Source organism: Microbulbifer maximicatervae (SeqCode) (genome assembly GCF_052467225.1).
Genome location: NZ_CP174303.1, coordinates 3,678,650 through 3,699,259 on the forward strand (window position 1 = coordinate 3,678,650; position 20,610 = coordinate 3,699,259).

The window sequence follows — 20,610 nt, forward strand, 5'->3', positions numbered from 1 at the left end:
ACAATTTCTTATTGGAGAAGAAATATTCAACTACAGCAGTGCAAATGTGACACGATCATTTTTCCATCCACTTTCAACATGCACCACCATGAGCAACCTTGAAAGATCTACAACAAGAGTGTTGGGTTTGCATCACTACCCAGGATAACGCCGACAAGAAATGGAGCCGGCTGCTGCATGGGCATATATAAAAAGCACCTTCTCTTTGAACTACTATATGCAAGCTAACCCCACCATTCTTGAAACAACTATTCTCACTTTCCATTTGCCTTGCACTACACTCTCTCCCCTTGCAGCGGATAAAGCGAATAGATACCCTCACCTGTAGACAGCCCCTAACATATACCTCATTGACATAAATAGATCAGCACTTCGAAAGTGGAAAAGAACACCCGCTTAATTGATAAAGCAATCTTCCAAAAACTAACAGCTGCTACGGGAATAATTATCAGCCACCTAATAAGGCTTACTATTAAACTTTCACCCTCTGGCCAAATTTCTTGCTTGGGCTCGACTTACCCTCACAATACCACCGAAGATTTTGAGCAAAAGCTTCCCTCCATCATCTAATCTAAATACCACCAGACCGGCGCCCGGGCGCACCAACCCACTTCTAGATGTTACCCAATGCCAAAATTGTATTTCGGGGTCGTTGGCACAGGAGAAATCGCAGACTTTACCGCCCGAGCCATCAGTCAGGCTGGCAACGCCAGACTTTCCTCCGTTGCCAGCAGGCGGTACACAAGTACCAAAGAGTTTGCTCGCGAACACGGGATTCCCAATGACTACCCGGATTGGAGGTCACTGGTAGAAGCGCAAGATTCGCATGCCATTTACGTAGCTAGCCCCACCACCAGCCGTAAGGAAATCTGCCTCGCGGCACTGGCCAACCATAAGCATCTTCTCTGCGAGAAGCCTTTTCTCAATACTGCCTCGGTCGACAAAATTGCCGCCCGGGCTCAGCCTGAAGGATTGACATTTATGGATGCCACACATTTCACTCACTAGAGACTTTGCCGCAGGCTATATTGGTTACTATATTTGTAACAGCGCAATAATTTAAAAAAAGTTTGCCGATAAAAACGCAGACGAGAAAGCCAGATCTATCTTACAAGGCGCCTTTCCAAATCATAATATTGAGCAAATAGCAATTGATGGAATTGCCTCTGGTGGTGGCAGTATTCATTGCTCTACACGACAAGAAATAATTATTTAAGCATCAATTTACCAGGAACTCATCAAGCATAACGTATAGATCGCTAACATTATTGATAAAGGAGCACAAATCTGTAAAGCACCAGATATATAACAACACTAATGCTCGTGCAGACGATGGCCCTACCGCGAAGCACCCAGGCACCTCTTAACACAACGCATTATTACCATCGCGCATCCCACCGTATGCGGCAAGTACTCCTTTATCGTCGAGATACTGTATCCGGGAAAGATTACCAGTATCGACGCTAGTGGATTGAAAATAGAATGTATAATTTGCCTGAGGTTTTTGCCCTGGATCTTGCCACCTATGCAGCACTGAGCAGTCACTACCATGTGGTACTCTACATTGATGAAAAATCTGCAGATAAGTGGTCTCTTTTCGAGGTGATTGATCGCTGGCAAAAAATATTCAAGGCCTCTAATTTGGCCTAGCGCTATCTAAACGGCGATACTCTTGATTCCTGCGAGCTTAAGGCACTAGAAGATGTCGCTTCGATATGGCGGGAACGCTTAACGGATATCAGCTGGTTTATGCGCTGTTTAAATGAGTCTATCGCTCGCCAGACCAATGCTGAAGACAAGTGTACAGGCCGCTTTTGGGAGGGCCGGTTTAAGTCCCAGGCTTTGCTGGATGAAAAAGCCCTCGCTGCCTGCATGGCCTATGTCGATCTCAACCCCATCCGTGCCAATATGGCAAAAACCCCAGAAGATTCTGATCACACTTCCATTCAGCAGCGTATACGTGCAGCAATCTTGGGCGAGCAACCCAAAGAGCTACTGCCACTTGTAGGCGGCGAGCGACTGAATATGCCGAAGGGGCTGCCCTTTCAGTTAGAGCACTATTTGGAGTTAGTGGACTGGAGTGGCCGGCATCTAGACCCTAGAAAGCGCGGAGCCATCGCTGAAAACACTCCTCCTATCCTAGATCGGCTGGGCATATCACCAATACACTGGCTTTATCTCAATCGAAACTTTGAAAGCCGCTTTAAAGGTTTAGTAGGGTCTGCTGAGGCCGTACGAAGCGCTTGCAATCAGCTGAATAAACGCTGGGTACACGGCATAAATGATTGTCGACGCTACCTTTCTGCAAAACCCTGCTAACTCCCTTCCACTCTCTCGATACTGTTTTCCACATTTATCTAAAACCGCAGTTAGTCTAAGCCCAAACATAACTCTTCAGCACTTTATCTCAACTTAACTAGCAAACAGAAAGAAACAGACACTGAGACTAGCGCTGGCAACACTGTTAACGCCTTTCTTAAAACTAAGAGTGTCCGGAACTGTGTGATACTTTCTCTAGTTTATGGGTGTCCAGAATAATTCATTACTATTAAAACTAGCAACTCCCCCCAATCTATGGGCATCCAGAATAGTGTTATTACGGGAAAAGTCCGTTGGTTAGTTCGGGATGGCTGTATGCCGACCACCCCTGATAACTCTAGCTGGTAAAACTAACCTCAAGCTGTAAGTCCTTTGGCTCACCATTGGCATAAGCTTTATTCACAAGCTTTGCGTCATTGGCAATTTCATGCAAAGAAATCTCTAACGCTTTTTTCTGCTCGGCATCCAGAGCATCACAATTTTTAAATACTATTTCTATCTGACCGCCAAAATCATCACTATAAGTTTGATTCTCACCGCCTGCCACATATTGTACTGCATGGCAAGTAATAGCATCTTCTAAAATAGCCAAACTCTGACGGATAATAGTAACGTAATCATGACTGGCATCAATGGAAAACGACAATATAAATAGCTGTTCACCTTCTGGATAGCGCTCCTGCTCATTATAGATAGGATGCTCTATTTCAATCTCAAAATCATCGCTACTTAAGAAAGATGTCTTAGTAAAAGGGACAAAATATGCTTTCTTTAACAAAGGATTCCCAGTGGATGCATTACATTGCAATACCAAATAATCATTTGATTCAGCAATAATCAGGGGGTAAAAACCATTTTGAACCACTTTCTTTTTCTTCAAAAGATCTAAAGAGTTCACATCGTATAAATATAAGTGAGGATCTGATTCAAACCCGACATAAAAACAGTTATCAGACATCAAATGTGCCGAAATCCTTCCCGGCAACTCAACACACTCTATAGCTCCACTCAAATGATTCCAAACTAAAATTTTTCCGCTCGAAAAAATTAAATACTTATTATCAACCTTATAAACTGAAAAAGTATTAGAGCCGATATCCTCATATTCAAATTGTATATTGAATGTGCGTAAATCAAGAACCTTTAGATCGTGCCTCGCCCCCAAATTACTAAAAAATAGATACGATTCAATTTGGATACACCCCGAAGGGACTTCTGGATCATCATATTCGAATGATGCCAATTCATTGAAGGCAATGTCATATTTAACAAAAGCATTTCTTTTTTGAAGATCAAACACTAAACCCCCTTCGATCTCACAAACAAAGGAGGCTCTTCTCTCCTTAAAAAGACAAGTCTCACCATCTAATTTCGAGATAATCTTATAAGACCCTCGACCTAAATTTAAAACCTTATAGGTTTTTGTTATTTTAGCGTTTAGCGAAAGCTTAAACTCTTCGTCTTCAATTCTAGATAGCTTTTCGTAAGTATAAGAATACCATTCACCCGCCATTGAAACCAACCAAGCATTCTTATCTCTAGGATCAAGCTGTATAGAATTAAAATAGCGATTGAATTCGACAAGCCTAAATTCGTTACAATCTCCAAGCCATTCGATGTAAGAATTCAATCCATCTACAAGAATACGATTATCATTCCCTACCGGCCTGATCCAAAATGCCCCCGGGATTAGAAATGTATTTACAACCGCCATAAGTGACTACTCTTTATTCAATGGCTTTAGCGCTAGCTATTATTTTCTCTAAAATTTCGGGGATCATTTTTATGGACACCCATCAGGCAGAAAGTATAAACTGCCAATCACATTAACAAAAGATCGTAAACCTACAGAATACTAGATATTCATTAAGAATTTTACGGGTACAATCGATCCCCTTCCCTCGAAGCACTCAGGCATCTCTTGACGCAGCCTATTATTACCACTGCGTATCCCACCGTGTACGGCGAGCATTACTTTGTGATCGGGATACTAGATTTGGGATGGATCTCAAGTATCAGCGCGAGTGTACTGCAAGCCATATATGAGCTAATTGGAGCTTTTTCCTTAGATCTTTACCTCCATCTCAAGCGAAGCAATCACTTCACAAACTGATACACAAAGCGATTGCCCCTATTACACACGACAATATTTTAAGCCTGCTATTGTTTAGTCCCAACTAGGAGCAAACTCCGGGTTGGCGATACGTTCACCAGCCTCTAAAGCACTAATTTTCCGCATATCTTCATCTGTTAACATGATCTTAAGTGCTTCCAAGTTTGCATCCAGATTCTTGCGTTTTGTTGAGGAAGGTATAGTTACAAGCCCTTGTTTCAATTGCCACGCAATGGCAATTTGAGCTGGGGTTACGTTGTAGCGCTCTGCAATTTTTAATAGCACATCATCAAACATAACTTTTCCCACCGCTAACGGCATGTAACCCGTCACCGTAACACCTCTCTTCTGGCAATGTTCAATAGCCACAGTATTTTGCAGGTACGGATGTACTTCAATTTGATTGGTGTAAATCTTGCCCTCACCCAAAATATCAATGGCGTTGTCTAGCTGTTTGATTGTGAAGTTTGAGACACCGATGTGCATGGTAAGCCCTTTTTGTTGACACTGGGCTAATAACTTAAGATAGGTTTCCATGGAGACCCTCCCATCTTTTTCTGGCCAGTGAATTAACAATAGATCGACCGATTCAACCCTTAATTTGTTAAGGCTATCTTCTACGCTGCTTATGAATGCGTCTTGCGTTAAATTATCCAGCCACACTTTTGTAGTAATAAATAGTTCTTCGCGGGGTACTCCACTTTGCTCAATGGCGATTCCAACCTCAGACTCATTGCCATAGATTTGTGCGGTATCAATATGGCGGTATCCCGCTTCAAGTGCCTGTTTAACCGATTTAATGGCGACATCACCTTCTAAACGGAAGGTACCCATTCCCAGACTTGGTAATTTATTCATAGCGCTTCTCTCTTAATGGTATTTAACAGGTTGTTTCTCAAATTTAATAAATCGGCTTACGCCATTTTTAATTGACCATATTTATCCAATGACCCAGATAATCGGGTAAGTATCAGTGCCAAAATCACGATTATGCCTCCGACCCAGGATGTATCCATGAGTGACATATCCTCAATGAGGATGCCGCCCAAGATTGAACCTAGTGCAATACCAATGTTAAAAGCTGCAATATTGAGACCTGATGCTACATCCACTGCATGTGGCGTATATTTTTTGGCAAGCTGCACAACATAAACTTGCAGCCCTGGGACATTGCCAAATGCAAACGCGCCCCAAATTAGAATTGTCAATACCGACGTGATGGGATTGGCTGCGGTGAACGTAAAAATAAACAAGATAAAAGCGAGTGCGGAAAATATAATGGATAGCGCCCGAATAGGCCCTAAGTTATCTGCAAGTTTGCCACCCAAAATATTACCAACTGCTACCGAAAAGCCATAGACCAGCATTATTAATCCGATAGCACCGGTCTCAAATCCAGAAACCTGCTCTAAGATTGGAGCTAAAAATGTGAATACGGTAAAAGTACCCCCATAGCCAACGGCAGTCATTGCGTACACTAAAAGTAATCTTGGTTGGGTTAACACACTGAGCTGCTGAGATAACCGTGCTGGCGGCGACTGTTTGAGATTATTGGGCACCAACAGCGCACTGCCAATTAATGCAAGCACCCCCAAACCCGCTACCGCAATGAAGGTTGCTCGCCAGCCAAAATGTTGGCCGATCCATGTACCCAAAGGTACACCAGTCACAAGTGCAACCGTCAGCCCGGTAAACATAACGGCGATGGCACTAGCTTCTTTGTCTTTACTCACCAGCCCTGTGGCGATAGTCGAGCCAATTGAAAAGAAAACACCATGGGCAAGGCCCGTCAAAATACGCGCCGTAATCAGCGAACTATAACTGGGCGCCATCCATGCCAAAAGATTCCCAAGCACGAACAGCGACATCAGTGCCAACAGCACATGCTTCCGCGGCCAACGGCCGGTTAAGGCCGTTAACACCGGCGCGCCCACGGCGACTCCAACAGCGTACAAGCTGACCAGCAATCCAGCTGACGGCAATGAAATACTCAAATCTTGAGCAATGATGGGCACCAATCCTACTATCACGAATTCGGTGGTCCCGATCGCAAAGGCACTTAGCGTCAGCGCCAACAATGCAATAGGCATACTCTTCTCCAGGAGCAATAATGTTGCGCCGGAGTATGCGGGCTGATAATTTTCTTAAAAACCGCAACACTATCAAATCACCTTTGCAAATATGGCAATAATCTCGCGTACCGAAGATCTAGAAATTTTCCTGGCAACCATTGACTCTGGCAGCTTGTCTGCAGCCGCGCGCGCACTGGATATTCAGGTTGCACGGGTATCCAGGGCCTTGAGCCGCCTGGAGTCAGAACTAGACTGCACCCTGCTAAATCGGACCACACGCAAACTGGAGCTAACGGAGGAGGGGCGCCTCTTCAGCGACAGGGTGAGGCAAGGGCTGCAATGTTTAAGCCAAGCGGAAGACACGCTGAAAGAACTGAAGGAGCAGCCGTCAGGGCGGCTGCGAGTGGATGCGGTGACGCCGTTTATGATTCACCAATTAATGCCACTACTACCTGAATTTCAACGAGCCTATCCACACATAGAGTTAGAGCTTGTCAGCAATGAGAGCATTATTGATCTCATTGAGCGTCGAACCGACGTTGCGATTCGAATTGGCCCCTTAAAAGACTCCAATTTGCATGCGCGTTTTTTAGGGCGAAGCCCTTTATCCATTGTCGCCAGTCGGCAATATCTAGAGCGCTACGGCTCCCCTAACCATATTAATGAATTAACCAACCACAGGGTCATCGGCTTTACTCAATCCACACATCTTAATAGTTGGCCCATCGGAAAAGGCGTTGACGTAAAACCGAATATCAGTAGCAGCAACGGAGAGCTAATTCGCCAAATGTGCCTGCAAGGGGAAGGCCTGGCATTATTATCGCATTTCATGATTAAGAAAGATTTAAAATCAAAGAAGCTAATAGAAATACTACCGGGGAGTGTATCCAAGCAGAACCAGCGCGAACTCGTCAACGCCGTTTTCTATCGCAATACAGCCCTATCTTCTCGTATTCGTGCTTTTTTAGACTTTATTGAACCGCGCTTAACTCTTGCATAGGAAATCAATGAAAATGCAACACCAGTACATTCAAGTCACAACGGCAAAAAGACCTAATCATGCGCTTTTAAATATCCTGAAAAATCAGCCTGCTTCACTTTATTTTATAAAACTCTGAAACCATTACCCTTAAAAGTAAGGCCAAATTTTAGAACCAAACACAAAACCAGCTGAACAATTTTTACTTATTCTAACCTCTACTAAACTGATCCCTGCCATCCCTCAATCTAACTCAAGGCATCCTTCAATGGCGAGCATACGTTTCGGAGTTGTTGGCACAGGAAAAATCGCTGACTTTACCGCCCGAGCCATCAACCAGGCAGACAGTGCCAGCCTTTCCTCCGTCGCCAGCAGACGGCACACACGGGCCAAAGAGTTCGCCTGCGAACACGGGATTCCCAATGTCCACCCGGATTGGAGGTCACTGGTAGAGGCGGAAGATTCGGATGCCATTTACGTGGCTAGCCCCACCACCAGCCGCGAGGAAATCTGCTTCGCGGCACTGGCCAACCATAAGCATCTTCTCTGCGAAAAACCTTTTCTCAATACTGCCTCGGTCGACAAAATTGCCGCTCGGGCTCAGTCTGAAGGGTTGGCATTTATGGATGCCACACATTTCACCCATCACCCTCGCACGGCCAGAATTATTCAGTGGGAAAAAAAATATCTGGGCCCGGTTAATAGAATTCGCAGCGCCTTTTTTGCCTCTATGATGGACCGCAACAATATTCGCTTCGATTCACACAAAGAGCCCACTGGCGCAATCGGGGATATCGGTTGGTACAACATGCGTGCAATCGTTGAATACATGCGCCCCACAGGAGCAATAAAGGCAATTTCAGGAGCGATAAAGCGGGACTCACAAACAGGGACCATTATTAGCGGTGCGGGCCTGATTGAATTTGCCAGCGGGCAAACTTCAACTTTTGAGTTCGGATATGACTCAGGCGTTTGGCAAATGGACCTGGACATTCTGGGAGAAAGCGGCCTGATCCAGCTAGACGACTTTGTACTCGACTGGAGAGACAGCGCTGCCTTTTACAATCCTGAATATACGCCAGAATTTGTGGTTCGCCGGGGGCTGGCATCGCCAGATAAGTTCGAACACCAGCAAGTACCAATAGAGCAATCGCAGGCGGTACAGATGATCGAAGACTTCTGCCGCTTATTGAGCCCTAATAACGAAGTTGGCCGTATCCAGGCAATCGAGAGGGCCCGCGCAACCCAGTCATTAATCGACCAGTACTGCCTGGCAGTTGGCGTAGCTGTCTAGCTATCGCCACCAGCGCGCGGTATTGAATCAGATATGGAGGATAACGTGCCGAGCCCCGTGGTGATGACGGTGCTCCCAAAGGTAGATCCCCTGCCAGGTACCCAGCATCAAGCGCCCCTTTTGCACTGGAATGGACAAGCTGGTCGCAGTAAGGCTGCATTTGATATGGGCCGGCATATCATCTGGCCCTTCAAGGGTATGGGTATAAAGCGAGTCATTTTCCGGCACCAGTCGATTGAGCCAATTCTCAAGGTCACGGCGCGCACTGGGGTCAGCATTCTCCTGGATTAGCAAGCTTGCAGAGGTGTGCTGTATAAAAAGTGTACACAACCCCTCATCGGGAGCCTGTTCACTGACCCAATCAACTACACTGCCGGTAAACTCGTGAAGCCCCTGCCCATGAACCGGAATTTTTATCTCACCTATTGCCATACGGTTTCCTATATAATTCGCGCCCGCTTTTTGTACTGACACCGCATTGTAATATGGCACTGTACCGCGTTAATACTGACGACTACCCACAACAGCTTCAAAACAAGGCCGAGCGCCTGCAAGAGGCTTACAGCAGGTTCACTGACCTGGAGCCGGAACTTTTCCCCTCCCCACCCATTCACTACCGTCTGCGCGCCGAATTCAAGGTGTGGCATGAGGGAGGTGTAGCCAATTACGCCATGTACCGCCAGGGTGAGTACAAGAAGCCCTTTATCATCGATGAGTTTACCGTCGGCTCTGAGCTGATGAACCAGTTGATGCCGAAGGTGCTGGCTGCTGTCAATAATAGCGAAGTCCTACGCAAACGCCTGTTCTCCGCCGAGTTTCTTACCACGCTGAATGGTGATGCGCTGATTACGCTGATCTACCACAAGAAACTGGATGAGACCTGGGAGCAGGAAGCCAAAGCACTCCAGGCACAGCTGGGATTCCCGATTTTGGGGCGCTCACGCAAGCAAAAAGTGGTTTTGGAACGTGACTTCGTTACCGAAAAACTGGATATCGATGGGAAAACTTACCAGTACAAACAGGTAGAAGGCAGCTTTACCCAACCCAATGGAGAGATCTGTCGTTCCATGATCCAGTGGGCGAGAAGTGCCTGCGGAGACAGTGATAGCGATCTGCTGGAGCTCTACTGTGGCAATGGCAATTTCACCATCCCGCTCAGCGAGAAATTCCGCAAGGTCCTGGCCACTGAAATCTCCAAGGTATCGGTAAATTCGGCCCAGGAGAATATCGCCAACAACCAGATCACCAATCTGGATATCGTACGCCTATCCAGTGAAGAGTTTACCCAGGCCATCGATAAGGTACGCCCCTTTCGCCGCCTTAAGGATATAGATCTGGATAGCTACGACTTCTCCACCGTCCTGGTTGATCCCCCCCGAGCGGGTTTGGATGAAGACACCTGTGCGATGGTCGCCCGCTTCCCGAGAATCCTGTATATCTCCTGCAATCCGGAAACCCAATTGGAAAACCTGGAGTCGCTGACCAAAACCCATCGCATCGAGCGCTTCGCGCTCTTCGATCAGTTCCCCTATACCGACCATACTGAAACAGGTTTATTGTTGGTGAAGAAGTAATCGCTTCCGTTATTCCTCTACCCCACCCCGGCGTGCTATTATTTCGGCGCGCTGGGAGCTTCTAAATAAGCTGCTCCCCATTAAGCGAATCTGCGATCCAAATTCAAGGCACCACAGCCCCGGCAGTGTTTTATAAACGCCTCTTCTATGCCCAGGGGCTCCTGGCAGCAAAAACAGTATCCCACTCTCATAGTCAAATGATTAGCAAAATTTTTGCTGTAGAGCATGGGCAGCTTAAGTTCCCTTCTCAGCGCCTTTACTAAGCTTGCAGTAATGCGCCCCTCAGGAAAATCCCGTGCTATTCCTTGAATGTTCGACAGAGTCTTAGCAGAAAACTCCCAAACTTCACCACAGTGGTCACAGGAAATTATCATTTTCCAATTTACTCCGCCTTTCCAAAGATACAATTATTTTAGTCCCAAAGGCTGAAGTATTTTTTCCATCTGTTTAAAGGAAAGGCGACACAGCAAAGAGGGAAACAATCTTTCCAGCCACCACAGCAACTTAAGTTTTGCTGGCACAACAATAATTTCTTTGTTCTTTGCTATTTGAGACAAAGCCTTTTCTGCAAAAGCACTAGCAGATATTGGCCCCAGAGGCTCGAACATTTCTGCCTGCTGTTGAGGAGGAATGGGGGTTGGCATCCGCCCATTGACGCCACCTCCCTGCAAAATCGGCGTTGATACTGCCCCGGGACACAAAACACTCACTCGAACACCGCAGGACTCAGCTTCAGGGCGAATAGCCTTTGATATTGCCACCACAGCACTCTTGGAGGCTGAGTAGGCGGCCATTGCTGGCGACGGAACTAAAGCCGCCATTGAGGCAGTATTGATAATATGGCCAGAGCCTTGACGCTTCATAACCTGGAAACCACATTGGAGCCCATGAATAACGCCAAACAAATTGATATCAATCGCCACTTTCCAATCTTCAAGATTATGATCGGAAAAATATCCACCCACCCCTATACCAGCATTGTTAAAAAGGAAATCTAACGGAGATATTTCACTAATGACCTGAAAAAATTGATCAAAGTTACGAACATCCAAGTGAACAAACGATGCTCTCCCACCGGACTCCTGTATTTGGCTGACAACCTGCGTAGCGAGGTCCTGCTGGATATCCGCAATAATGACTTGAGCCCCAAATGCTGCCAGTCGACAGGCCAAGGCCGCACCGATTCCAGAAGCACCACCGGTAATCAGTGCCGTCTTGCCACTGAAGTAAGATACCTGATCCATAAGCGCTTTCCCTTCCTTGCTTTTACCACTTTATACCCCAGTTTCTGCTATCATCGCGCCCGCAAAACCTAAGGGGTGGCCTTGCCTGAGATGTCCGGGGATCAAATTGGTCTGTCGCGACAAACCCTTGAACCTGATCCGGTTAATACCGGCGTAGGAATAGGTAGACAAAGCAAAACCTCCCCACGTCGCACTCCGGGTCTCTTTCACTGCCGTTATTCGAGAGAGAACCATGAAAAAACAGTTTCCCACCCACCCTATTGCCTGGTCTGTCAGCCTTGCCAGCAGCCTGTTCGCCGGTATCGCCACCGCTAATACCGCAGGGACCGGGCTTGAGGAAGTGGTGGTTACGGCACAGCTACGGGAAACCAACCTTTTGGAGCTTCCTTCCAGTGTTACCGTACTGGATGAAAGCGCGATCGATGCGCGGGGCGCGGCCAATCTGGACCAGCTTTTGAACATGGCGCCCAATGTGAATTTTTCCTCTGGCGCCTCCAGGGGACGATTTGTACAGATTCGCGGCATTGGTGAGCGCAGCCAGTTTATCGATCCAGTAAACCCCTCAGTTGGCCTGATCATCGACGGTATCGACTTTACTGGCCTGGGGCTCGCAGCCAGCACCCTGGATATCGATCAAGTGGAAATCCTGCGGGGCCCACAGGGCACGGTGTACGGCGCTAATGCCCTGGCCGGCCTGATCAACATGACCAGTGCAGCACCCACCAGCGAGTCGACCACCAAGGTGTCCGCCGAGCTGAGTGAGTACAATGGACAGAGTCTGTCTGCGGCTACCAGTGGTTCTTTGAGCGATGCTCTTGGCTATCGATTGGCTGCCAGCAAACGCAAATCCGACGGCTATACCGAGAATGTATATCTCAACCGCGATGACACCAGCAATATTGATGAGTCTGTACTGCGCGGAAAGCTGGCCTACTCCCCGTCCGACGATTTAAAGCTGGGCGTTACCCTCTTCTATGTCGACGTTGATAACGGCTACGATGCTTTCTCTCTCTATAACACTCGCGAAACCCAATCTGACCAGCCCGGCTGGGATCGCCAGGAGGCCCTCGCCGGCGCATTGACTGCTCAATGGTCTGGTAACGAGAACTTTACCCTAGAAGGCACCCTCAGCCTCGCCGATTCAGATACAGAATATGGCTACGATGAGGATTGGAGCTATATCGGCTTTCATCCCTGGGAATACAGTTCCACGGATAATTACCAGCGCGATAAAGACAATATCAGCATTGACCTTCGCGCACTCTCTACCGAAAAGTCCAAGTTATTCTGGGATCGCAGCCACTGGGTTGTGGGCCTTTATGGCCGCACGGAGCGCGAGGACCTGAATCGCAACCAGAGCTTCCGCAGCACTTTTGATACTGAAAACTCTGCCATCTACGGCCAGCTCTCTACGGAAATCACCCCTGCGATCAACTTGATCACAGGTCTGAGACTGGAAAGACGCGAGGCCGATTACTCTGATTCCTATAGCATCGATGCAGATAATGGAGAAAATCTGTGGGGCGGCAATATCTCCCTGCAATACCATTACACCGACAACACCCTACTCTATGCTACGGTTTCCCGGGGCTACAAAGCCGGAGGGGTAAACGGCAGAATCATCTCAGAATCAACAATCAACACTGAGATCAACAGTGACATGTTCGAGTTCGATACCGAACATATGCTCAACTATGAATTAGGTGTTAAAGGCAGCTGGCTGGAGAATCGTTTGCAAGCTCAGGTTGCGGCTTTCTACCAGGATCGAGATGACGTTCAGGCCAAGGTTTCTATTTTTGACTCTGAAGAAAAATCATTTAGTGACTACCTTGCCAATGCTGCTGGCGGAAATACAGTGGGTCTCGAAGTAGAATTGAACTATCAAGCTACCGATACCCTACGCTTTTTCGCTTCAGCCGGCTGGTTGAATGCCGAATTCGAAGGCTACGAGAGCAGCTCCCATGTCGATGCCCGCGATGACAGCGCCGAGGTCAGTTTGGCCGCTGTCGATCTGGATGGCCGCGATATCGCTCACGCCCCCAACTACCAGTTCTTTACCGGTACAGAAATCGATCTGCTTCCAAACCTGATCTTGCGATTGGAGCTTGAGGGCAAAGACGAATTCTACTTCTCAAATAGCCACGACGAAAAATCCACAGCCTACGAGCTGGTTAATGCTCGCCTGACCTACCAGGGAGATAACTGGGATGTTTCCCTGTGGGGAAGAAACCTGACTGACGAAGATTACTATGTGCGTGGGTTCTACTTCAGCAACCAGGGTGGCAATAACCCTGCTAATGGCTACGCACCCGAGCCCTACTATCAGTATGGTGAGCCCCGGATTGCCGGGGTAACAGGCACCTACACCTTCTAATCACTCAGTGACTTTGGGGCAGCGCTTCGCTGCTCCAAAACTCTCTATCAAGAGGGGAATTATGCAGCTCTCTGTCGAAATCAGTATGTATCCGTTAAAGGACGAGTACATCTCGGCTATTCAAGCGTTTATCGCACAGTTAAACAGCCACCCAGAACTCAAGGTAATCACCAATACAATGACTACTCAGGTGTTTGGCGATTACGATCTATTGATGGATGTGCTCAAGTTGGAAATGCGCAAATCCTACGAACAGTTTGGCCGCGCCATTTTTGTATGTAAGTTTATTGACGGCGACCTGGCCCCGGGAGAAGCGCATGTTTGACCAGGATATCAGCACCGCAATCAGCGCTTCGATTGCGGCCATGTCCCTCTGGGAAGTAGCCGCTGTAATACTGGCTCTGGCCTATTTGCTTCTAGCCATGAGGGAGAAAATCAGCTGCTGGTATGCCGCCTTTGTCAGTACGGCGATCTACCTGTTTCTGTTTTGGGATGTCAGCCTGTTAATGGAGTCTGCGCTACAGGTTTTCTATCTGCTGATGGCAGTTTATGGCTGGTGGCAATGGCGAAATCACCGCAACCGGCAAGACGATTTAAAAATCCATCGCTGGAGCGGAAAAACCCACTCAATAGTTATTGGCGCTACCCTGATACTGACTTTACTGATCGGCTACCTGCTGGATCGCAACACCAGTGCCGCCCTCCCCTACCTGGATTCATTCACGACTCTGGGGGCAATCGTCACCACCTATATGGTCACCCGGAAGGTACTGGAGAACTGGCTTTACTGGATTGTCGTAGACGGTGCTTCAATCTATCTCTACCTGGACAGAGAACTCTACCTTACTGCCGTATTGTTTATGCTGTACCTGGTGCTGGTTGTGATTGGCTATTTCCAGTGGTTGGCCATTTTCCGAAAAGAGAAACAACAACCCGGTAGCGCTCCTCAAACAATGGCAGCGGCATAGTGACCAACTGATATGAGCCAGGACTTGAGCAACATCATCCCCAACGATTGGCATCATTGGAGCAAGGCCCGGCCCACGGTGGTCAGGCCCCTGGCTGGGGGGCTGACCAATAACGCCTTTCTGGTTGAGTCCGCCGATCAGCTGATGGTGCTGCGGATAAACTCCAGCATCAGCGATCAGCTCAATCTCGACAGGGCTGCTGAACAGCAGGCGCTGCAAGCTGCCACATATTCCGACAGCTGTGCCCCTTTGGTTTACTGTGACCCACATTACCGATATTTGCTGACCCGCTATATTGAAGGCACTCCCTGGGATAAAAATGTCGCCCACAGTTTGGAAAAACTTGCCGATCTGCTGCGCCGTATACACGGTTCCCCTGCAATTGATGCCCAATTAAACATCGGTGAGAAAATCTCAAGTTACAGGCAGTTTATCGACAAGCGAGCCAGTTATTTCCACTTGCTCGACACACTGCAAGAGAAACTTCCGCAATTAATTGATGCTGCTTATCGGATGGGCGACGAAATTTGCCTGTGCCACAACGATCTAACGGTTGGCAACCTGATCTGGGCTCCCTCTGACAAGCTATACGCTATCGACTGGGAGTACGCGGCAATGGGGGATAAATTCTATGACCTCGCTGTTTTGGTAGAGGAACACAACTTGAATCAGCGAGAGCAAAATAGTTTACTGGAGTGCTATCTTAATCGCACTGTGTCACCTGAAGACAATCAACGCTTGGAGTTATGGCAGCTGATCTACGGTTACCTTTGTATTCTCTGGCACGGGGTACAATGGAGTAACCAAACCCAAAGGTCCCCGGAGCAAGGGAGATATATCGGGAAAAAAGCCCAACAGTTATTGAAAGGCCTATCGGCTCACAGCCTCAGCTGAGTAATCCCTGCTAGAATAGGCCCAATCCCCAAGAAGCGACTTTCAGTCACTGCGGCGCAATCCAAGTTGCTGTAGAAGTAATTCAACTAGGGCCCGACTCGGCTAAAATACCCCCCCTTTTTTCACACCCCTAAAATAACCACAGAGGTACTCCTGTGATCAGATCATTTTTTGCAATACTACTTACCTTGATCGCTATCAACGCACAAGCGGTAGAGAAACCCGAGGGTTTTAAAACGATAGACGGGCTGTTTGCTGCGCTTTCAAACCTGGACCACCAGGCTATGCGAGACGGCGTCAGCGACGATTTTATACTCCTTGAGCACGGTGAAGTCTGGGATATTGAAGACCTTATCGCCGTAATGAAGCCCAAGCCCTCAAAGCTGGAAAGAATCAACTACTTCAGCATTATCAATTTTGAAGAGCGTGAGAACCTGCTGACCGTCAACTACTGGACCAAGTCCATTTTTAAATCCGAGGATGGCAATAAAGAAGCGGTGTGGTTGGAAAGCGCCATTGTTAAGAAAATCGATGGCAAGTGGCTAGTAGCCCAATTGCACTCAACCCGCCTGCCCGCAGAGAAATTCCCCAAAGATGTCCAGTTTGAGCAGCAAGTCCTATAATAAAATGCCTTACAGGCCCTGATCGCACAGGGCCTATGTCCATTTGATCTCTCTCAGGTCCCTCCCAACTGGAACAACTACCGGATTTCAAAGCTTCCAAGTGCTAGTATGTGACTCTAAATTGCATATTAGTCTCCAGTTCTAAAGGGCCACTCAATGAAGCTTAAAGTTTACCTCTCCGGCGAAATCCACTCCGATTGGCGTACGCAAATTATCGAAGGTTGCCAAAAAGAAGGGCTGGATATCTCCTTCTCTTCCGCAGTCACCAACCACGACGCCAGCGATGCCGCTGGTGATGGCCTGGGTGAGGAGCAAAACGCTTTCTGGCGGGATCACAAATCAGCCAAAGTTAACGCAATCCGAATCAAGCACCTGATTGAAAACTGTGATTTGGCGGTGATTCGATTTGGCGAGAAATACAAACAATGGAACGCCGCATTTGATGCGGGCTTTTGTGCAGCCTTAGGCAAGTCCTATATCACACTTCACGATGAATCCTTGGTGCACGCACTCAAGGAAGTGGACGGTGCCGCCCAGGCCTGGGCACAGACCCCCGCACAGGTTGTCGATATCCTGAAGTACTTAACCACTCAGGCCTAAAGAGCTTCTGGATAGCAAGCCGGCAGGCATCTACTGACAAAACTGCACAACCCGTAGGTGCCGCCAGCTAAAAGCCGTAATTAAGGACACCGGCATAGTTCGGCCGAGAGGCTGCCTCTGCTGATGGGTTGTGCACTAGCTCGCCGCTACGATTGATCGCATAGATTTCTGCACCGCAGTGCTTGCAGAATGCCTTCTCCCGTAAAGCCCCCTCTTTAAAGTGGTATTTGCGCAGTGACTTTTCAGGATCGCTGATATGGATAGCGACTTCAGTATCAGCGTGCCCCCTTTGGCCCGCTGGTACTAACAGGGCATCTATAAGCTTGTTGAAATGAATCGCTCCACAATGACAAGTTAACGGATTCATAGCCTTATCTCCCTGGTCGATTAGTATGGGGAAGCAGTTTACTATTTACTTTAATTTAACAAAGGGGATATATTGAAAAGATCTTTTAGCTTTAAGGAAACAGTCTGTGCGCAGAGAGTACGACAAATACCACTTGATCAACGTTTTTTGCAGTGTTGTTGATCACGGCTCCTTAAGCAAAGCTGCCAAGCACTTGGGCCTGTCTACGCCCACCGTAAGCAAGACTCTCGCCCAACTTGAACAGGCCCTTGGCCAGGTATTACTCAATCGCACCACCCGGGCGATCGCTGTCACAGACGCCGGAAGGATTACTTACCAGAAAGGGCAAAAAATAATCAGCTCATTCACCGAGCTGGAAGACCAGATTGCAGAGGCAGCAACACTCACCCGAGGAAAATTAAAACTCACTTTTCCGGAAACCCTCGGCTTAAAAGTATTTAGTCATATCTGCAATGATTTTCAGAAAGCAATCCCCGATTTCAGCTTGGAGCTTATCTTCAGCCCCTATCACCTGGATTTAATCGAGGACGATATCGACATTGCTTTTCGCGTCTGGGAAACCCTGCCCGATTGCCAGTTTTACGCCCAGCCCCTATTTAGTATCCGCCCTATTTTTATTGCCGCGCCGACCTATCTGGAAGAACACGGCTGCCCCAAATCCATTGCCGAGCTCAGCCAACACAACATCATGCTAACCCGCCTCGACGGCCTGGAAGATGGCTGGTCAATTGATGGGAAGTTCTACCAATTCAATGGAAATTTAATTTCCAATAAAACTTTCCATACCCGAGCAGCCGCATTAAACGGGAATGGCATTGCCAAGCTTCCCTCCTATTTTTGCCAACGGGATATCAAAAAGGGGCGACTGGTAGAGGTACTCCCTGACTTGGAGCGAAAAGATAAAACTGTAGGCGCTATCTATAAAGTAAAGCGAAAAGATTCAAAGAAAATTGACGTGTTTTTGAACTTTGCACAAGAGCGCTTGCAGGAGTATGACTTTAGCCTGTTTGATAAGTGAGAATGTGCCGCTAAAGAACTCTGCAGCGATTAGAGATCCTCTGTGAAACACTCAGCTGTTTAGCACCACATTAGGTGGTACCATAGAACAATAATAAGCGGCTTGCTACTAGGGCTGAAGAGAGTGAAAACAATACTCTCGAAATACACTGTAGATACATCCCCTCTCCTTTATTGGTAAAGCCGCACAACAGTCATACATTGGAGATTGAAGTGACAATCACTAAAGAGGTCGAACAAGGCCAAGCTGTCTATTCCAAACCCGTACTTTGGCTTTATGATATGTGGGTTCTGGGCATATCAAACCGCTTTATTTGGAAGTGTCCAACTCCTGGAATACTAGAGCACTTCAATCGAAATATATCTTCCAACCACTTGGATGTAGGTGTCGGAACGGGCTACTTTATGGATAAGTGCCATTTCCCCTCCAACAAAGTCCGCCTCGCCCTGATGGACCTGAACCAAAACAGTCTGGATATCTCAGCGCAAAGAGTGGCTCGGTATAATCCAACACAGTTCCACTGCAATGTCCTGGATAAAATTACTTTAGAAACTGAAGTTTTTGATTCAATCTCCTTAAATTACCTATTTCACTGCCTTCCCGGCAAGCTATCAGAAAAACTGGTTGCGCTGGATAATGTCGCAACCCTGCTATCGGATTCAGGCACCGTATTTGGTTCCACCATCCTGTCCGAAGGCGTACCGAAAAGTGGAGCTGCCAAGAAATTAATGGCTATCTACAATAGGAAAGGAATATTTTCTAATACTCAGGATTGTGAAGAGGACCTCAATACATTCCTTGCCAGTCGATTTAAGGAGTACAAAATAGAAGTTCGCGGGTGTGTAGCACTATTCAGTGCGCGGCATAAAATCACTGGCTAGAGTATCTAAAGGGCACTTATGAGGATGAAGTTCTCGTTTAAGCTGGGGCTGAGAAATCCGCTGATATTCGTTACCTTGTCAGCTTTAGCAGTAGTTCCCAATTATTGCCTGGGCCTGCATTTCAGTGTGTTTGAAGATAAATTTGAGTGCATTGATATTCACAATTCTCTAAACTGTGCACGGTCAATCGAAAGTGGATTGAGTGATCAGGTCAACCATATCCAGCGGACGCAACCAGGGCACCTGACTATAACCCTGAATAGCGGGAAATCACTGACCTACACAGATGTCCTTCCCGCTAATAATCCCGCAGAACATATAGCCTACTCTGCAATTGATCAAATAACTGATTACCTGCTATTGATACATCAACAGCTCTGGGAAGCACACTCCTATATTTTGCTCGACTTGAGAAACGGCCATGAATATTCTCTTGCCGGCTACCCTTTACTGTCTCCGCAAGGCGGATATCTTTTTGTTGCCGAACAAGACCTGGATGCCGGTTTTAATGAAAATGCCTTACAAGTTTACAAGCTATCTGAAAATACTTTGGACTTGCTATACGAGCTAAAGCCTGAAAACTGGGGACCAGAGCAAGCTGACTGGACAACAGAGAATGCGGTCTCTTTTATTAAAAAGCAGCTTAATCCCAACTACCTTTCAAGTAAACACCAGCCGTTTTATATTGAGACTAAAGCTGTACTTTCTATTGCCCCTGATAGCCAGCGTGTAAACATTCGATATTTTGATTAAAATACCCCTCTTTAATGTACCCGAAATATCTTGGAGCTATTTTGACAGTCAATTCAGATCTCTCGATATTATTTGTCTGCCTCGGTAATATTTGTCGTTCCCCCTTAGCCGAAGCCGTTTTCCGCACCAAGGCACAGCAGGCGGGCATTCCTGTTTCCGTCGACTCTGCGGGCATTATCAGCTACCACGCGGGTAAGCGACCAGATCCCCGAACTTTGGCTATTGGTGAAGAAAATGGCTATTCATTTGAAAATAGCTACGCTCGCCAGGTAGCCACCACCGACTTTACAAAATATGATCATATCTTTGCGATGGACAAAGATAACCTGGAAGCACTGCAATCCTTACAGCCTGATTCATCAGGCGCCCAACTAGGGTTATTTTTATCAGTGTTGCAAGATAGTGATTTAGCTGAAGTGCCCGATCCTTACTATGGTGGTATTGAAGGGTTTCAACATATTCTCCAGCTTATTGAACAAGCATCTGATGCATTTATCGAGCAGCTTAAAAGCAGAGAGTAAGCAAAGCCCCCACAAA

The 20,610-nt window shown here is 47.2% G+C and carries 22 protein-coding genes, 1 pseudogene and 1 riboswitch; of the genes and pseudogenes, 17 read left to right on the top strand and 6 right to left on the bottom strand.

Annotated elements, in window-relative coordinates:
• Positions 1-627 precede the first annotated feature (627 nt).
• The 4 genes and pseudogenes from ACJJIZ_RS15875 to ACJJIZ_RS15890 all read left to right on the top strand — a co-directional run bounded on the left by ACJJIZ_RS15875 (position 628) and on the right by ACJJIZ_RS15890 (position 2,319).
• On the top strand, positions 628-1,008 hold the full coding sequence (locus tag ACJJIZ_RS15875) for a Gfo/Idh/MocA family protein (RefSeq protein WP_444914068.1): 381 nt from the start codon (positions 628-630) through the stop codon (positions 1,006-1,008).
• A 70-nt stretch (positions 1,009-1,078) separates the two neighbouring features.
• Positions 1,079-1,216: pseudogene (locus ACJJIZ_RS15880) on the top strand (agmatine deiminase family protein); the annotation flags it as partial.
• 266 nt (positions 1,217-1,482) lie between these two features.
• Entirely contained in the window at positions 1,483-1,650 is a 168-nt protein-coding gene (locus ACJJIZ_RS15885; protein WP_444914069.1) for a hypothetical protein, read from the top strand.
• A gap of 99 nt (positions 1,651-1,749) precedes the next feature.
• Positions 1,750-2,319: a hypothetical protein gene (locus tag ACJJIZ_RS15890; RefSeq protein ID WP_444914070.1), complete on the top strand. Its 570-nt coding sequence runs from the start codon at positions 1,750-1,752 to the stop codon at positions 2,317-2,319.
• A gap of 337 nt (positions 2,320-2,656) precedes the next feature.
• Here the strand turns inward: ACJJIZ_RS15890 and ACJJIZ_RS15895 are convergent, their stop codons facing one another.
• The 3 genes from ACJJIZ_RS15895 to ACJJIZ_RS15905 all read right to left on the bottom strand — a co-directional run bounded on the left by ACJJIZ_RS15895 (position 2,657) and on the right by ACJJIZ_RS15905 (position 6,522).
• The gene (locus ACJJIZ_RS15895; RefSeq protein WP_444914071.1) at positions 2,657-4,033 is read right to left on the bottom strand and encodes a hypothetical protein; all 1,377 of its coding nucleotides are present in this window, start codon (positions 4,031-4,033) and stop codon (positions 2,657-2,659) included.
• A gap of 453 nt (positions 4,034-4,486) precedes the next feature.
• Positions 4,487-5,290 carry a 2,5-didehydrogluconate reductase DkgB gene (gene dkgB, locus ACJJIZ_RS15900; protein ID WP_444914072.1) on the bottom strand — a complete coding sequence of 268 codons (804 nt, stop codon included), beginning with the start codon at positions 5,288-5,290 and terminating at the stop codon, positions 4,487-4,489.
• Positions 5,291-5,346: 56 nt separating this feature from the next.
• A complete protein-coding gene (locus ACJJIZ_RS15905) occupies positions 5,347-6,522 on the bottom strand; it encodes an MFS transporter (RefSeq protein ID WP_444914073.1) in 1,176 nt (391 codons plus the stop codon).
• A gap of 91 nt (positions 6,523-6,613) precedes the next feature.
• Between ACJJIZ_RS15905 and ACJJIZ_RS15910 the strand changes: the two genes are divergently transcribed.
• Together ACJJIZ_RS15910 and ACJJIZ_RS15915 are read left to right on the top strand one after the other, a co-directional pair.
• Positions 6,614-7,504 carry a LysR family transcriptional regulator gene (locus ACJJIZ_RS15910; protein WP_444914074.1) on the top strand — a complete coding sequence of 297 codons (891 nt, stop codon included), beginning with the start codon at positions 6,614-6,616 and terminating at the stop codon, positions 7,502-7,504.
• Positions 7,505-7,751: 247 nt separating this feature from the next.
• The gene (locus tag ACJJIZ_RS15915; RefSeq protein ID WP_444914075.1) at positions 7,752-8,777 is read left to right on the top strand and encodes a Gfo/Idh/MocA family protein; all 1,026 of its coding nucleotides are present in this window, start codon (positions 7,752-7,754) and stop codon (positions 8,775-8,777) included.
• A gap of 27 nt (positions 8,778-8,804) precedes the next feature.
• Here the strand turns inward: ACJJIZ_RS15915 and ACJJIZ_RS15920 are convergent, their stop codons facing one another.
• Complete coding sequence (locus ACJJIZ_RS15920) at positions 8,805-9,209, bottom strand: secondary thiamine-phosphate synthase enzyme YjbQ (protein ID WP_108733595.1); 405 nt, start codon at positions 9,207-9,209, stop codon at positions 8,805-8,807.
• Positions 9,210-9,262: 53 nt separating this feature from the next.
• Between ACJJIZ_RS15920 and trmA the strand changes: the two genes are divergently transcribed.
• Entirely contained in the window at positions 9,263-10,351 is a 1,089-nt protein-coding gene (trmA, locus tag ACJJIZ_RS15925) for a tRNA (uridine(54)-C5)-methyltransferase TrmA (protein ID WP_444914076.1), read from the top strand.
• A 407-nt stretch (positions 10,352-10,758) separates the two neighbouring features.
• Here the strand turns inward: trmA and ACJJIZ_RS15930 are convergent, their stop codons facing one another.
• Entirely contained in the window at positions 10,759-11,595 is an 837-nt protein-coding gene (locus tag ACJJIZ_RS15930) for an SDR family NAD(P)-dependent oxidoreductase (RefSeq protein WP_444914077.1), read from the bottom strand.
• A gap of 61 nt (positions 11,596-11,656) precedes the next feature.
• A riboswitch (TPP riboswitch) is annotated at positions 11,657-11,772 on the top strand.
• Between the two features lie 55 nt (positions 11,773-11,827).
• Between ACJJIZ_RS15930 and ACJJIZ_RS15935 the strand changes: the two genes are divergently transcribed.
• The 6 genes from ACJJIZ_RS15935 (at position 11,828) to ACJJIZ_RS15960 (ending at position 17,054) form a co-directional block, all read left to right on the top strand.
• Complete coding sequence (locus tag ACJJIZ_RS15935; protein WP_444914078.1) at positions 11,828-13,969, top strand: TonB-dependent receptor; 2,142 nt, start codon at positions 11,828-11,830, stop codon at positions 13,967-13,969.
• A 61-nt stretch (positions 13,970-14,030) separates the two neighbouring features.
• Positions 14,031-14,294: a hypothetical protein gene (locus tag ACJJIZ_RS15940; protein ID WP_444914079.1), complete on the top strand. Its 264-nt coding sequence runs from the start codon at positions 14,031-14,033 to the stop codon at positions 14,292-14,294.
• Positions 14,287-14,937 (top strand): nicotinamide riboside transporter PnuC, encoded by a 651-nt coding sequence (pnuC, locus tag ACJJIZ_RS15945; RefSeq protein ID WP_444914080.1) that lies wholly within the window; start codon positions 14,287-14,289, stop codon positions 14,935-14,937. The genes ACJJIZ_RS15940 and pnuC overlap by 8 nt, the downstream gene beginning before the upstream one ends.
• Before the next feature lie 12 nt (positions 14,938-14,949).
• Positions 14,950-15,831 (top strand): phosphotransferase, encoded by an 882-nt coding sequence (locus tag ACJJIZ_RS15950; protein WP_444914081.1) that lies wholly within the window; start codon positions 14,950-14,952, stop codon positions 15,829-15,831.
• A 155-nt stretch (positions 15,832-15,986) separates the two neighbouring features.
• The gene (locus tag ACJJIZ_RS15955) at positions 15,987-16,454 is read left to right on the top strand and encodes a nuclear transport factor 2 family protein (protein WP_444914082.1); all 468 of its coding nucleotides are present in this window, start codon (positions 15,987-15,989) and stop codon (positions 16,452-16,454) included.
• Positions 16,455-16,610: 156 nt separating this feature from the next.
• Complete coding sequence (locus tag ACJJIZ_RS15960) at positions 16,611-17,054, top strand: YtoQ family protein (RefSeq protein ID WP_444914083.1); 444 nt, start codon at positions 16,611-16,613, stop codon at positions 17,052-17,054.
• A gap of 67 nt (positions 17,055-17,121) precedes the next feature.
• Here ACJJIZ_RS15960 and ACJJIZ_RS15965 read toward each other — a convergent pair whose 3' ends face one another.
• Positions 17,122-17,421 carry a GFA family protein gene (locus tag ACJJIZ_RS15965; protein ID WP_444914084.1) on the bottom strand — a complete coding sequence of 100 codons (300 nt, stop codon included), beginning with the start codon at positions 17,419-17,421 and terminating at the stop codon, positions 17,122-17,124.
• A gap of 106 nt (positions 17,422-17,527) precedes the next feature.
• Between ACJJIZ_RS15965 and ACJJIZ_RS15970 the strand changes: the two genes are divergently transcribed.
• The 4 genes from ACJJIZ_RS15970 to ACJJIZ_RS15985 all read left to right on the top strand — a co-directional run bounded on the left by ACJJIZ_RS15970 (position 17,528) and on the right by ACJJIZ_RS15985 (position 20,594).
• Positions 17,528-18,439: a LysR family transcriptional regulator gene (locus ACJJIZ_RS15970; protein ID WP_444914085.1), complete on the top strand. Its 912-nt coding sequence runs from the start codon at positions 17,528-17,530 to the stop codon at positions 18,437-18,439.
• A 212-nt stretch (positions 18,440-18,651) separates the two neighbouring features.
• Entirely contained in the window at positions 18,652-19,320 is a 669-nt protein-coding gene (locus tag ACJJIZ_RS15975; RefSeq protein ID WP_444914086.1) for a class I SAM-dependent methyltransferase, read from the top strand.
• Between the two features lie 24 nt (positions 19,321-19,344).
• Complete coding sequence (locus tag ACJJIZ_RS15980) at positions 19,345-20,073, top strand: hypothetical protein (RefSeq protein ID WP_444914087.1); 729 nt, start codon at positions 19,345-19,347, stop codon at positions 20,071-20,073.
• A 41-nt stretch (positions 20,074-20,114) separates the two neighbouring features.
• On the top strand, positions 20,115-20,594 hold the full coding sequence (locus ACJJIZ_RS15985; protein WP_444914088.1) for a low molecular weight protein-tyrosine-phosphatase: 480 nt from the start codon (positions 20,115-20,117) through the stop codon (positions 20,592-20,594).
• The last annotated feature ends 16 nt before the right edge of the window (positions 20,595-20,610 follow it).